Here is a 13,391-nt window from a genome sequence, read left to right on the forward strand (position 1 = left end):
ACTTCCTTTATGAGTGCCTTGTGTAATTACCGTCGGTGCTATTAACCTAAAGCTCTGCGCCGTATTGTGCTTCCATCCAGCTTTCTAAAATCACCATGGCAGAGGCACTGTCAATTGCGCCTTTTTGCAGGGCTTTAAAACCGCCTTCTTCAAACAAGCGGGCTTTGGCATCTTTCGTTGTTAAGCGTTCGTCATGCATTTCGGTTTTAACATTAAAACGGCCTGTTAAACGATTCGCGAATTTAGTCGCACGCTTCGTGATCTCTTGCTCGGTACCATCCATGTTAAGTGGTTTACCAACAATAACCAGATCTGGTTGCCATTCTTTGATCTGTTGTTCGATTAGATCCCAATCAGGAATACCATCATTCGCTTTAAATGCCACAAGCGGTCGTGCTGTGCCAGTGAGCTCTTGACCAACGGCGATACCAATACTTTTAGTTCCGAAATCAAAACCAAGTAAGGTCCTTTGTCCGTTTTCTGCATTACTCATATTCTTCTCCGTAGGCACTTTTAATTACTTAGATATATTAAGAGTGTCCTACCTGACTAGATAATTGGCTGACGTCGATACCTATTTTCTGTACGGCCTGTTCCCAGCGTTGGTGTACTGGCACGTTAAATAGAATATTTTCGTCGGCATTAATGGTTAACCAGCTGTTGTCTGCTATTTCTTGCTCTAACTGGCCTTTAGTCCAACCGGAATAACCTAACGCGACGATATACTTGTCAGGTTGTTTGTTGGTACCAAGTGTTGCTAACACATCAAGTGATGACGTGATCATCAATTCATCATTGATTTGTAAACTCGAGCTAAAACCTGGATAGGCAGTATGCAATACAAAACCACGGTCTTCAGATACTGGACCGCCTTTAAATACCGGTTCGTCGATGGTTTTTTTAGACTCTGGCTGTGCAGCTGTCTCGTCGTCGAGATCTGGCTCAATAGTTTGTGATAATAACTCATCGATAGAAATATTGACGGGCAGATTGATGATGATACCCATCGCACCGTCATTATTATGCTCACAAATATAGATAACAGAGCGTTCAAAAATGCCATCTTTCATGCTTGGCATTGCGATAAGGAAGTGATCTTGCAAAGAGTCCATAGGCCTACCTTTTGTTGTTAGCAGTGAATTTATTATGGCAGACAATCATAGCTTAAGCGGTGAAATTAACGATAAGCTATAATTTATTTTAGCTTTAGCTTGGCTCTTTATTTGATTAGCGATTAAAGAGCCGCTGGTAAATTAAGCTTTGTTTAAACGTACTTCAATCGCATCCATCAACATACCTGTGATGCTAACATCATAAGCAGTTTCGATTTCACGAATACAAGTAGGGCTAGTCACGTTGATTTCAGTTAGCTTGTCGCCAATCACGTCTAGACCAACAAAAATCAGGCCTTTTTCTTTTAATTTAGGCCCTAATGCTTTGGCAATTTTCCAATCACTTTCAGACAATGGGCGTGCTTCACCACGACCGCCAGCTGCGATATTACCACGCGTTTCACCACTTGCTGGGATACGAGCTAGGCAATACGGTACTGGTTCGCCATCAATGACTAAGATGCGTTTGTCGCCATCTTTAATATCTGGAATGAATTTTTGGGCCATGCAGTAACGCGTTTCATGTTCAGTCAATGTTTCGATGATCACGCTAACATTTTTATCTTGTTCGTTAAGACGGAAAATTGATGCGCCGCCCATGCCATCTAATGGCTTTAAGATCACATCTTTGTGTTCGTTATGGAACGCACGTAATTTGTCTTTACGACGTGTTACTAGCGTCGTTGGCGTGAATTCACTAAACCATGCGGTGTACAGTTTTTCATTCGCATCACGTAGGCTTTGTGGTTTGTTAACAATTAATGTGCCTTCGTCTTCAGCGCGTTCAAGCATGTAAGTGGCGTAAACAAATTCAGTGTCAAACGGAGGATCTTTACGCATTAATACTACGTCTAAATCTGAAATTAGGTGGTTAGTTTCTTCACCTAGTTCGTACCAGTTTGCTGGGTCTTGTTGTACTTTCAATGAACGAGACGCAGCATATGCACGGCCTTCAAGCATAAATAGGTCTTGCATTTCCATGTAGAAAAGTTCGTAACCACGGTTTTGCGCTTCCATTAACATTGCAAAGCTAGAGTCTTTTTTAATGTTGATGTCTGCAATGGGATCCATCACGATGCCAAGTTTAATTGTCATATTCTTTATCCTATCCTAAATCGCCAAAGCGGCATTGTAGTGCGGTGATCGCCGTTAATGCTGCTGTTTCTGTTCGTAATACTCGAGGACCTAATAACGTTTCTTCAAAGTTAAATTGCTCTGTCATGCTAATTTCATCCGCAGATAAACCGCCTTCAGGACCAATTAACAAACGCACGCCATTAGTCGGCTCGGGTAAGGTGTTAATACTGTATTTTGCGCGTGGGTGCAGATTCAATTTAAGTTCTGTTGTTTCTTCTGCTGCCCAGTCTTTTAACTGTTTTGGTGCTAATACTTGTGGCACAAAGTTACGGCCACTTTGTTCGCACGCAGAAATGACAATTTTTTGCCATTGCTGTACTTTTTTCTCTAAACGTTCGCCAGATAACTTAACACCACAACGCTCACTAAACAGTGGCGTGATAGTTGTTACACCCAGTTCGACCGATTTTTGAATGGTGAAGTCCATTTTTTCGCCACGCGAGATCGCTTGACCAAGGTGGATTTTTAATGGAGATTCACTGTTAATATCTTGGAATTCATCAATGTGAACTGTCACTGATTTTTTTGTGGTTTGTTCAATTGTGGCTTGGTACTGGCCACCTTTACCGTTAAATAAAGTTAGCGTATCACCGGTTGTCATGCGTAGTACACGACCAACATGGCCTGCGCCGTCTGGTGATAATTCAAAGCTAGAACCTACGATTAGTTCGCCGGATTCGAAGATGCGAGGATGACGCATGCTGGTTACCTTTATTTAAATATGTAGTTAATAAAATGATTATACCCACTTTTTTTATGAGCAGATGAAATTTATCGGTTAACAAAAAAAATAGTTGCTTATGGACGTCGTCATCGAGGTGATGATTGTCTCATTTATGGCATCGTCAGATTCATCCTAAGGCTAAAAATTGATCCTTTGTTCGTATTAGTAGAGTCAATGCATACTATTTTTAATCGTCTAATGAAGAGTATGTGATGAACAATACGCGAATAATACAACTAATAAATGAGTTTCCATTGCTGGAATTACTGATAGATCTTCAACCGTTGAGTTGGTTCAATCCGAAGGTAACGAGCTATGTCGAGGCTTTACCTTATGTTGGCTTAACCGCGCTTGATGTACAAGATGCCAGTGACCGCTTATTACGTTTTGCGCCTTTTCTATGCCTGGCATTTCCAGAAACACAAGAAAGTAACGGTATTATAGAGTCTCCGTTGCAGGCTATACCGCTGATGCAAACGGCGTTAGGCAAACACTATCAGGTTGATTTACTTGGTCGAATGATGATTAAACTTGATGCTCAATTACCAATATCGGGTTCAATTAAAGCGCGAGGTGGTATTTATGAAGTACTACAGCATGCAGAGAAATTGGCCATATCAGCGGGCATACTGGGTGTCGATGATGATTATAGCAAAATTAATACGCCACAATTTAAGGCATTTTTCAGTCAATATAAAATTGCAGTCGGCTCAACAGGCAACTTAGGGTTATCGATTGGTATTATAGGTGCTAGCTTAGGCTTTCAGGTTAGTGTGCATATGTCTGCTGATGCAAGACAATGGAAAAAAGATCGCTTGCGCCACCATGGCGTGAATGTGGTTGAGTATCAATCTGACTACAGCATTGCGGTTGAAAAGGGTCGTGAAGAAGCATTGCAAGACCCGTTCTGTCATTTTATTGATGATGAAAACTCGACGTCGTTGTTTTTAGGTTATGCGGTTGCTGGAGAGCGCTTAAAGCAGCAGTTTGATGAACAAGGAATCGTTGTTGATGCCGAGCATCCGTTATTTGTTTATTTACCTTGTGGTGTTGGTGGCGGCCCTGGTGGCGTTGCGTTTGGTCTTAAATTAGCTTTTGGCGATGATGTGCATTGTATTTTTGCAGAACCGACTCATTCACCGTGTATGTTGTTAGGTGTTTATACTGGCTTGCATGATCAGATCTCAGTGCAAGATCTTGGTATAGATAATGTCACTGCTGCAGACGGTCTTGCTGTTGGTCGCGCTTCGGGTTTTATTGGTAAAGCAATGGAGCGAATGCTAGATGGTTATATTACGTTAACTGATGCCGATATGTATCAGCTACTAGGGTTGATACATAAGACTGAACTGCTTAAATTAGAACCCTCTGCGCTGGCTGGTATGCCTGGAATTGTCCATGTGACCAATAATGCTGATTACCTTGCACGAATGCAACTTGATGATAAATTAGCGAATGCGACCCATTTAGTCTGGGCTACTGGCGGTGGTATGGTGCCAGAGTCAGAAATGGCTGCCTATTTACAAAAAGCTAAAAGCTGAACATTTTTAGCTCCGGTCTGTTAAATTCAAGGGCTGTCTAATCGCAAACCGCCCTTGTAAATCAAGGCTTCATAACGCCGAAGATTCCTTCTTTCGGCTTGCCCTGCGGGAGGCTCGCTTGAATAACAGAACTGCGTTACAATATTTGAAAATGGAATAACCATTATCTGTATATTGTGCCTTGCTCTGATATCCCTGCGAGTCTCTGATATAGCATCTTGAAGGAGTTTGGGTATTAAGTTATGGAATTAACATTCGCCAGTCCTAAACAATTTAGCGGTAGCCAATTAGCTAACCTAGATACCTTTGTAAAATCTGCGCAGTACGGCTCATTTACACAAGCGGCGGAGGTGCTGTGTCTCACCCCGAGCGCAGTGAGTCACCGTATTGCTAAGCTAGAGCAAGAACTTGGTTTTAAGCTATTTCATCGTTTGCATAAACAGCTTAAATTGACTGCTGAAGGCGCTCGCTTATGCCGCAGTTGCGAGCAATTGTTTGGTGCATTGGATGAAGAGTTAAATGATATTCGTAGTAATGAACTTTCTGGTCGTTTGACCATTTATGCTCGTCCGTCTATTTCGCTGTGCTGGCTGGTACCTCGAATCCATGACTTTCACCGCCTGTACCCGGCTATTCAGTTGGATATTCTGACCGGTAATGATGATATTAATTTTCAAACCGAATTTATTGATGTTGCGCTTTATTATACTTCGGGTCCCTTTCCTGGATTATCGAACATCGAATTAATGTCAGAAGAAGTCACGCCAGTTTGTTCTCCCGCTTACGCAGAGTTACACAATTTGATGGATAGTCCCGACAATATTCGTCATTGCAGCTTATTGCATGATTGTAAGGCTTGGCCACAAGCGGCTTATAATGCGGAATGGCTAGAATGGGTTGAACGTCATCAGGTAAGCGGGGTTAATTATAATCGCGGTTTAAGCTTTGATCGTTCCGATTTAGCGATGGTTGCCGCGATTAATAATGCCGGTTTGGCGATTGGTCGTAAGCGTCTAGTTGATAAACATTTACGCAGTGGTGAGTTAGTCGCGCCCTTTCCTGCGCTCACCAGTCCTGCCACGTATCAATATCACGCAGTATATAGCGCAGATATAACACCTAATCCACGCGTTAAGGTGTTATTAGCTTGGTTACAACAGCAGGCTGATAAGTTTTAATGATGTGGTTAGCGCAGCGTCACGCCATTATTTAGGTCGATAAGCTTACTTAGTACTTTATCACCATCCATGCGGATGCCGTTGTGTTCGAATTCTGACGTTAACCAGTATTTGAGGTTATTAACGCGCGCGGCGGTTTCTAGGCTGTATTGCATTTCTACATACATGTCTTCGCTATAGATAGCTGCTGCTACTGGTACTTGGTTGTTTTTAAGGACATTAAGATCGTAAAGATCTGACCAATCTTGTTTACCTGCCAACTGTTGCGCCGCTGCTTGCAGTGGTTTTAAGTTATTAAATTGTTCGAACATCCACGGATAAATCATTTCGCCAGTAAATAAGAACGGCTGGCCGGGCTTATAATTAAATTCATCATGATCAGCACGAACAGTATGCGCAGCCCAATTTGATGCTTGCTGCTGGCAATAGATCGATTCGTGCAGCACGGCAAATATCGGGTTGGTATTGAAATCAAGGAATTGACAGAACTGCGCTAAGAACAGTGGATTGACTTGTGTGCCAGTCGGCGTGGTGATAAGTGCTTGTTCAAGTAAATAATAAACCGCTTCAGGGCCTTCTTCCATACCAATGTTAACACCAAGTAGTTGCAACATTTCAACGGTCAGTTTCTCGCCTGTCGCAAGATAAGTATCGTGTTCACTAAGATGTGTCGCTAATGCAGTTACAAGATCTTGTGCGTCATTAAAACGACTAAAGAAATCATTGTTTTTTGCTAATACACGTTTATAAGTTGCTTGATAAACTTCTGTAGCTGGGCGCGTTAGTGATGGTAATCCGCCAGTCACAAAAGCTTGTGTTAAACCTTCTGGTGCGGCAGTTAGATAACGTAATACACAGAAACCACCAAAGCTTTGGCCGATGATGCTCCAGGTATTAAACGGTGATAATTGTGCGCGGATAGCTTCAGCATCACGGACAATATTATCAGCACGGAAATGGGCAAGGTAGTTAGCTTGTTCACTTGGCGTTAAGTGGGCAAGACTGACTGAGCTAATTGGTGTTGATAACCCTGTGCCACGCTGATCTAACAGCAATACACGATATTCTTGTAATGCACGCTTGATCCAGCCGCCATTAGCCATCGGGCGTACCGCGCCAAATCCTGGACCACCTTGAAAATAAACCAAATATGGAAGGTCTTGATCTTGTTTATCTGATGCGACAAGTTCGCGTGCAAATACCTCAACCTTGTCACCGTCAGGTTTGTTGTAATCAAGTGGCAAGGTGAATGTGTGCTTTTGTGCAACTAAGCCGCTTAATGTGAGATCAATTTTCATGGCAATCCTTTGTAATAATAATGTGATTATATAGGTTATTGTAACCTTACTGCATTAGCTGACCCAAGTATTTATATGACATTACATCGACCGAACTTATATGAATAAATAATGTTTATAATCAATATTAAATAGCGATTACTAGGCATTTTTTTGAGTTATATATTTATTCGTGCTCTTTATTTTTATGATGAATTATTGATAATCATCTTTAAGCAGATGTCATATTAGAGGTAAGTCATGGTGTCGAGTACAATATTTCTTGGTCTTTCAACCCAAGTGGGTCATCCAAGTAAAGTGAAAATACCGCATGTGTTAGCACAATATAAAGAAAGAAACTGCCGTGTCGCGATTGCTGATGGCAGTGTCATCAGTGGTGTTATACCTTTTAAGCAGTTGTATGCACTACAAAAATGGATTGGTGTTAACAACCACCGATTACAGCTAGAATGGAATAAGGTGAATTAATCTATTTATCTACCATAATCCACGATCTAAACAGGCAGATTTAACCACTCGGTTTTCGTTACCTTGTAAGCTTTCGATTAACTGAGTGCGTCGACATTCGCTGCGAGTCACTGGGTATTGTTTATCCCAAGCTTGCAACTCACGCTTTTGTCTACCGATGTTGTATTTAGGGTAAGCTGATTCCATATACAGATACGCGCGAGCTATTTCACCTTTAGCGTAGTTTGGTGGTTGTACAGTTTTATTGTTAATTTTGATGGGACAGCTGCCGAATTGGTTCTTCTCTGCTGATACCTGAGATGCAAAGTTATAGTTACTGCGTAGGGCGTTTACCGCACCTATCGCAGGGTAGAGATTGTACATATCCGCTTGCATATAACGGTAAGGGATATTGAGTTTTTCAGCACAACGACGGCCTTTAAAGCTCTTGCCTTTACTGTTTACACACGCATTATCACCTTCACGCCATTCTTTAAAATTACGCCCGAAGTTCTCCGCAGGGACGACATGTTCCCATTCCACTTTTGCTTGACGCTTTACATGTTTTGTTGATGTAAAACCATTGTGGTCAGTGATCTTTTTTTGCTTATTAAAATCGGCCTGACAATAGATAGTCAGTTTCGGTACTTGCGTGTAAACCTCTCGCTCAAGCATTTTTTTAGCTTTGCTGAAAGATTGGTTAGTTTGATTGCCGTTATCAGACGCATAGGAGAACGAAGGGATTAACAATGCGGTTGATATAACTACAGTACTTATCTGTTTTAGCATTACAGGCTACTCCGGGGTGATAATTCAACAGTGTAGCATAGCTAAAACAAGACGATAGTGGCGTGGGGATGAGTTTTTTGGCGGCTGTTTAATACGTTTGATAGGTGGTCTAGATTAGATCTTATTGAGATATAACAATGCAGGGTAAAGCGAGGGCTAAAAAGCAGGCATAAAAAAAGAGCAGAAGATAACAACTGCCCTTAAGATTAGTTTTCGAAGTGGGCTAGTTTGCGCGAGAAGCCGCGTAACGCACTGCGATATCTGAATCTAATAACATTTTTTCTTTTAACACACCGGACTTTGCCATGAAAATACGCTGAGAAATAGATAAAGCACTCAGGTCGAGATTGCGAGCTATTTGCTCTGCTTGACTTGTGTTGCGCTTTAAAACTGCTGTTATCAGTTTTTCCATTTCATAATCGGTTGATTTCGCAGTATCTAACGTGTGAGTCATAACCTATATTTCCTAATCACAATGGTATGTATAGGGTTATTTTATCTGATGAAATTAGATAAATACACCTATATAAGTTAATTTTTCAGATTATTATCAAACAAGTTGTCACTTCTTCAGGCTTAAGTTAACTTATTGTTATTAAGTATGATTTAATATTTTATGGTTAAACTTTTCTTGCATAAACGACAAATATATTTGATGTTGTCACGTATAATTTTATTATGACGTCGAATCGTCAGTTGATGGTCTGTGCACTGACAAGCATAGGTAAAAGTTTTGCCTTTCACGCTGGCGACATCGTATTGGTGTGTCGTTTTGGCTACGAGATCAAATATTTGATTCATGATTTGCTGCCACTCTTTCCCATGTGGTTTTGTTCGACCGTAAAGTTGATACGTTAATAGGTGAGCAACTTCATGCGGGACTGTGTGCGTTATAAAGTGTTGTTGGTTTTCTTGCAATAAAATAGGGTTAAAGCGTAATTCATTCGTTTGTAATCTGGCGCTGCCAGCGGCTTTACCACGTTGCTTGAAATTAATAATAGGGCGGGGGAAAGTTCGGTTTAAGCGTTGTTCGGCTTGCTGATAGCAGGTGCTGATCTTATCTAATACTAATTGTTCTAGCATTTTGGTTGTTAAGTTTGCTTGCTGTAAGTCGTCAGACATTATCGATATCTATAAAAAAGGCGCTTTGGTTAAATTACCAAAAGCGCCCCTTACTGTCTAATTAAAAGCTATCAACTATCTAATTAGAAGTTATCAACTACCTAATTAAAAGCGAGTGTTGATTAAAGACCTGCTGCATCACGTAGGATTTCAGCTTTATCTGTCGCTTCCCAAGAGAATTCGCTACGACCGAAGTGACCATAAGCAGCCGTATTTTGGTAAATAGGGCGTTTAAGATCTAGCATTTCGATTAGGCCGTGTGGACGTAACTCGAAATGTTCGCGAACTAGTTTAGTCAGTAGTTCTTCACTTACTTTACCAGTGCCGAATGTTTCAACTGAGATTGACGTTGGTTCAGCAACACCGATAGCATAAGAAACTTGGATTTCACAACGGTCAGCTAGACCAGCCGCTACGATGTTTTTAGCTACATAACGTGCTGCGTATGCTGCTGAACGATCTACTTTTGATGGATCTTTACCAGAGAATGCACCGCCACCGTGACGAGCCATGCCGCCGTATGTATCTACGATGATTTTACGACCAGTTAGACCACAATCGCCTACTGGGCCGCCGATAACAAAACGGCCTGTTGGGTTAATGAAGAATTTAGTGTCTTTCGTTAACCATTGCTCAGGTAGTACTGGCTTGATGATCGTTTCCATTACAGCTTCAACAAGATCTGCTTGTTTGATATCTTCAGAATGCTGAGTTGAAAGAACAACTGCATCGATACCAACAATCTTACCGTCGTCATAAGCAAATGTGATTTGGCTTTTTGCATCAGGGCGTAACCATGGCAGTGTACCACTTTTACGAACTTCAGCTTGGCGTTTAACCAGTTTGTGAGAGTAAGTAATAGGAGCAGGCATTAACTCTTCAGTTTCATTGTTTGCATAACCAAACATTAGACCTTGGTCGCCAGCGCCTTGTTCTAGTGGATCTTCACGGTCAACACCTTGATTAATATCAGGAGACTGTTTACCGATGGTGTTTAATACTGCACAAGAATCAGCATCAAAACCCATTTCTGAGTTGATGTAACCGATTTCACGAACTGTCTTACGGGTGATTTCTTCAATATCAACCCAAGCGTCAGTCGTTACTTCACCGCCAACCATAACCATACCGGTTTTAACATAAGTCTCACAGGCTACGCGTGCTTTAGGGTCTTGAGCGATGATTGCATCAAGTACAGCATCGGAGATTTGGTCTGCAATTTTATCAGGATGACCTTCTGATACTGACTCAGAGGTAAACAAATGTTTAGCCATGGTTCTAATTCTCTCTCTATATTTAAACACAACCGACGTAATATACGTTCATATGTGTAGAAGTTTTAACATCTAGACGGCTATTCTAATCTATTTTGCCGGTATTAAGATAGACCCTAGGTCATATTTATTATGAAAATTGTTTAAATTCACTATTTTCAATGGAATTTTATTTATGTATATATGTTATAAACAGGCAATATGAAGTAGCATAGTGCTAAAGTATTAAAAGTATGAAGTGACGGCATTTTTTTAACTGAAAATAAATGTTCGTTTACTATCATTACATGTAACTACACTCATTTGCATTGGGAAGAATAAAGTGTCATTGAAAAAATCATTAATTATTACTGCAGGATTATTAGCGAGCTTTAGTAGTGCAGCATCAAACGTTTCGCTTGCGTTCAATAACGACAATATTGTGTTAGGTTATGATATTGAATTGCAAGAAGCACTGAAAGTTAAAGGTGATTTCCTACAGACTATCGATAATGGTTATACCGTTGATACTGGTCTTTATGCATTTCAGGATGCAGGTGCGACATTCTTTGAGCTTGGTGCTAAAGCAATGCGAATGGATAATGATAATGGCGATGGTTATGCATTAGCATTTGGTGGTTTAGGTGGGTTACGTTTAACTGAAGAGTTTAGCTTAGAAGCTGAATTTCATTATAGCCCTGAAATATTAGCATTTGGTGATACAGAAAATTACTCGCAGTGGGTTTTCCGTGCGAGTTATGCGTTAATACCAACGGCAACTTTATTTGCTGAGTATAACTACACCACAGTTGATTACGATAACATGCCTGAAGAACGTCTAACAAGTGACTTTCTATTTGGTCTAGCGTGGGTATTCTAAGTATTTAAACTTAGTTCCTCGTTAATAACACGTACAAAAGCACCCTAGAAGGTGCTTTTGTTGTTTCTGGGGTATTAACTTAATCTTGATTGGGTATTTGGGAACCGTTCTTATGACTGTATTACCTTATCTTTGTCATCGGCAATGGGTTCTTTAGGTAACGACAGTTTTAATAATTCAGCATAAAGTGGTTTACCACCGATAGCCTGGGCGACAAACGTAGCACCAAGGCAAGTGATAAGTAAGGGTAATATAAGCTCGTAACTGTCAGTCATTTCCACCACTAATACTATCCCTGTTACAGGCGCTCTGACTGTTGCAGCAAATAGTGCCCCCATACCTGCTATTGCATAAACAGTTGGTTCGGCGACAAAACTGGGGAATAAATCTGCTGCCACAACGCCAAAGGCTAAGCCAAATAAAGTGCCTAAGGTGAGCATAGGTGTGAAGACGCCACCAGGTGCGCCAGAAGCAAAGCAAGCAATGGTACCGAATAAACGGATCACGAACAGACCCACTAAAATAGCCCAAGTACTAGGTTCTTGGATCATTCTAATCATCAAATCACGGCCATTACCTGCGGTGTCAGGGGCGAACGACTGTAGTAGTGAAAACAAGCAACCAAACAAAATACCGGTAATAATAATCCGGCTCATCTTATTATTCTGCTTTCGTTTCAACAATTTAGTACTGCTGATTATCCAACGATTGAAATACACCCCGATGACACCAAAAATACTGCCTAATAATAGAAATAACCACAGTGAAGTCAGTGGTGGCACATCAAAGTGTACAAGGGGCATGACGGCATCTTGGCCATGAAAAGCGCGCATGACAATGGTTGCCATCGCCGCAGCGAGCGTCACACATTTTATCGAGGTCATGTTGTAGCGAAAATGCGGGCGCATCTCTTCAATCACAAATAAGATACCAGCGAGTGGGGCGTTAAATACTGCGGCAAGACCAGCCGCTGCCCCAGCTGCCACAAGTATGTGGGTAGAATTAGTATAGCGTTTAGCAGTATCGGCAAACATACGGCCAACAGTACCGCCTATTTGTATAGCTGGACCAGCACGGCCGAAAATCATTCCTGAAGCAATCGCTAATGTTCCCGCGACTAATTTTACCGGTAATAAACGTCGCCAGCGAATGTCATACATATCATCAAGCGCACCTTCAATATGCGTAATGCCACTACCAGATGCTTCGGGGGCAAAACGTAAGGTCAGCCAAAAAGAAAAGCCAACCATGGCCCCGCTTAGTAACATGATCAACAGTACGTTGAGACTCGTCGGCAGGTCTAAAGGATTGAATACTTGTAATCGTTGGCTATTAGTCCAGAGTATGGCGGCTTCAAATAAGGCGATCATTAAGCCGGTAATACCACCGACTAGCGCTGAAATGATTGGTAATACAATATAGTCATGTTTGGCTGAAAGTAATTTGGGGCTGGTGCGGTGTTTACGTAATGCGGTTTTTAAAAATGTGAGATTGGGTGATTTAGCCATTTTCTTGTGCCACCTGTTCGAGTGATAAGAATGCAAATAGCTCGTATCGAGTTGTAAAAACTAGGCGTTAGCGCAAGGTAATATAGCGGAGTTATCGCGTTATTTATTATCGTTGTGTAATAGCTTTTAGTTAAATCGTTGTGGAGGATCAATGCCAAAGCAGTATAACGAATAAACAGCTTGGATAGTATTTCTTTTTAGATAGCGGTAATAAAAATTAATGGCGATTAAAAAATATTATTTCCGTGTGGCGCTCACATAATTACGAATAAAAGCACACGTTAAAATTCGTTTGAGTGCTAAAATGCTTTCATTCGAAACCACTTGTGGTTAGCTTAGAATGTTAAAGCGTAATTGCGAAGTTTAAATTCGATAAATATAAATAAACTAAAAAAACTTGTT

14 protein-coding genes are annotated in these 13,391 nt (G+C 41.1%); 4 read left to right on the forward strand and 10 right to left on the reverse strand.

From position 1 onward, the window contains the following. Positions 1-46 precede the first annotated feature (46 nt). From ruvX to rsmE, 4 genes are all read right to left on the reverse strand, one after another. Positions 47-493, reverse strand: coding sequence for a Holliday junction resolvase RuvX (gene ruvX, locus JFU56_RS08905; protein ID WP_198436942.1), 447 nt, complete (start codon positions 491-493; stop codon positions 47-49). Between the two features lie 37 nt (positions 494-530). Beyond that, positions 531-1,112, reverse strand: coding sequence for a YqgE/AlgH family protein (locus JFU56_RS08910; protein WP_198436943.1), 582 nt, complete (start codon positions 1,110-1,112; stop codon positions 531-533). A gap of 141 nt (positions 1,113-1,253) precedes the next feature. After that, positions 1,254-2,207, reverse strand: a complete 954-nt coding sequence (gene gshB, locus JFU56_RS08915; protein WP_198436944.1) for a glutathione synthase — start codon at positions 2,205-2,207, stop codon at positions 1,254-1,256. 10 nt (positions 2,208-2,217) lie between these two features. Then, the gene (gene rsmE, locus JFU56_RS08920) at positions 2,218-2,949 is read right to left on the reverse strand and encodes a 16S rRNA (uracil(1498)-N(3))-methyltransferase (RefSeq protein ID WP_198436945.1); all 732 of its coding nucleotides are present in this window, start codon (positions 2,947-2,949) and stop codon (positions 2,218-2,220) included. 236 nt (positions 2,950-3,185) lie between these two features. Here rsmE and dsdA point away from each other — a divergent pair, with 236 nt between their 5' ends. Beyond that, the gene (dsdA, locus tag JFU56_RS08925) at positions 3,186-4,514 is read left to right on the forward strand and encodes a D-serine ammonia-lyase (protein WP_198436946.1); all 1,329 of its coding nucleotides are present in this window, start codon (positions 3,186-3,188) and stop codon (positions 4,512-4,514) included. 242 nt (positions 4,515-4,756) lie between these two features. Next, positions 4,757-5,692, forward strand: a complete 936-nt coding sequence (gene dsdC, locus JFU56_RS08930; RefSeq protein ID WP_198436947.1) for a DNA-binding transcriptional regulator DsdC — start codon at positions 4,757-4,759, stop codon at positions 5,690-5,692. Between the two features lie 8 nt (positions 5,693-5,700). On the opposite strand, the gene JFU56_RS08935 is transcribed toward dsdC, so the two are convergent. Next, entirely contained in the window at positions 5,701-6,990 is a 1,290-nt protein-coding gene (locus JFU56_RS08935; RefSeq protein WP_198436948.1) for an alpha/beta fold hydrolase, read from the reverse strand. A 240-nt stretch (positions 6,991-7,230) separates the two neighbouring features. Here JFU56_RS08935 and JFU56_RS08940 point away from each other — a divergent pair, with 240 nt between their 5' ends. Then, entirely contained in the window at positions 7,231-7,458 is a 228-nt protein-coding gene (locus JFU56_RS08940; RefSeq protein WP_198436949.1) for a DUF4160 domain-containing protein, read from the forward strand. Positions 7,459-7,467: 9 nt separating this feature from the next. Here the strand turns inward: JFU56_RS08940 and JFU56_RS08945 are convergent, their stop codons facing one another. The 4 genes from JFU56_RS08945 to metK form a co-directional block, all read right to left on the reverse strand. After that, the gene (locus JFU56_RS08945; RefSeq protein ID WP_198436950.1) at positions 7,468-8,226 is read right to left on the reverse strand and encodes an endonuclease; all 759 of its coding nucleotides are present in this window, start codon (positions 8,224-8,226) and stop codon (positions 7,468-7,470) included. A 223-nt stretch (positions 8,227-8,449) separates the two neighbouring features. Continuing rightward, positions 8,450-8,680 (reverse strand): hypothetical protein, encoded by a 231-nt coding sequence (locus JFU56_RS08950; RefSeq protein ID WP_198436951.1) that lies wholly within the window; start codon positions 8,678-8,680, stop codon positions 8,450-8,452. A 152-nt stretch (positions 8,681-8,832) separates the two neighbouring features. Beyond that, positions 8,833-9,348: a SprT family zinc-dependent metalloprotease gene (locus JFU56_RS08955; RefSeq protein ID WP_198436952.1), complete on the reverse strand. Its 516-nt coding sequence runs from the start codon at positions 9,346-9,348 to the stop codon at positions 8,833-8,835. Positions 9,349-9,470: 122 nt separating this feature from the next. After that, the gene (gene metK / locus JFU56_RS08960) at positions 9,471-10,622 is read right to left on the reverse strand and encodes a methionine adenosyltransferase (protein ID WP_198436953.1); all 1,152 of its coding nucleotides are present in this window, start codon (positions 10,620-10,622) and stop codon (positions 9,471-9,473) included. Between the two features lie 322 nt (positions 10,623-10,944). On the opposite strand from metK, the gene JFU56_RS08965 reads away from it, so the two are divergent. Next, entirely contained in the window at positions 10,945-11,481 is a 537-nt protein-coding gene (locus JFU56_RS08965; RefSeq protein WP_198436954.1) for a YfaZ family outer membrane protein, read from the forward strand. Between the two features lie 110 nt (positions 11,482-11,591). Here JFU56_RS08965 and clcA read toward each other — a convergent pair whose 3' ends face one another. Continuing rightward, positions 11,592-12,989, reverse strand: coding sequence for a H(+)/Cl(-) exchange transporter ClcA (gene clcA / locus JFU56_RS08970; RefSeq protein WP_198436955.1), 1,398 nt, complete (start codon positions 12,987-12,989; stop codon positions 11,592-11,594). Between the last annotated feature and the right edge of the window lie 402 nt (positions 12,990-13,391).

This window comes from Moritella sp. F3, from assembly GCF_015082335.1.
GTDB lineage: Bacteria > Pseudomonadota > Gammaproteobacteria > Enterobacterales > Moritellaceae > Moritella.

Bases quoted from the DNA above. Each gene is read 5' to 3' on its own strand.
- ruvX (WP_198436942.1), bottom strand. From the start codon at position 493: ATGAGTAATGCAGAAAACGGACAAAGGACCTTACTTGGTTTTGATTTC.
- JFU56_RS08910 (WP_198436943.1), bottom strand. From the start codon at position 1,112: ATGGACTCTTTGCAAGATCACTTCCTTATCGCAATGCCAAGCATGAAA.
- gshB (WP_198436944.1), bottom strand. From the start codon at position 2,207: ATGACAATTAAACTTGGCATCGTGATGGATCCCATTGCAGACATCAAC.
- rsmE (WP_198436945.1), bottom strand. From the start codon at position 2,949: ATGCGTCATCCTCGCATCTTCGAATCCGGCGAACTAATCGTAGGTTCT.
- dsdA (WP_198436946.1), top strand. From the start codon at position 3,186: ATGAACAATACGCGAATAATACAACTAATAAATGAGTTTCCATTGCTG.
- dsdC (WP_198436947.1), top strand. From the start codon at position 4,757: ATGGAATTAACATTCGCCAGTCCTAAACAATTTAGCGGTAGCCAATTA.
- JFU56_RS08935 (WP_198436948.1), bottom strand. From the start codon at position 6,990: ATGAAAATTGATCTCACATTAAGCGGCTTAGTTGCACAAAAGCACACA.
- JFU56_RS08940 (WP_198436949.1), top strand. From the start codon at position 7,231: ATGGTGTCGAGTACAATATTTCTTGGTCTTTCAACCCAAGTGGGTCAT.
- JFU56_RS08945 (WP_198436950.1), bottom strand. From the start codon at position 8,226: ATGCTAAAACAGATAAGTACTGTAGTTATATCAACCGCATTGTTAATC.
- JFU56_RS08950 (WP_198436951.1), bottom strand. From the start codon at position 8,680: ATGACTCACACGTTAGATACTGCGAAATCAACCGATTATGAAATGGAA.
- JFU56_RS08955 (WP_198436952.1), bottom strand. From the start codon at position 9,348: ATGTCTGACGACTTACAGCAAGCAAACTTAACAACCAAAATGCTAGAA.
- metK (WP_198436953.1), bottom strand. From the start codon at position 10,622: ATGGCTAAACATTTGTTTACCTCTGAGTCAGTATCAGAAGGTCATCCT.
- clcA (WP_198436955.1), bottom strand. From the start codon at position 12,989: ATGGCTAAATCACCCAATCTCACATTTTTAAAAACCGCATTACGTAAA.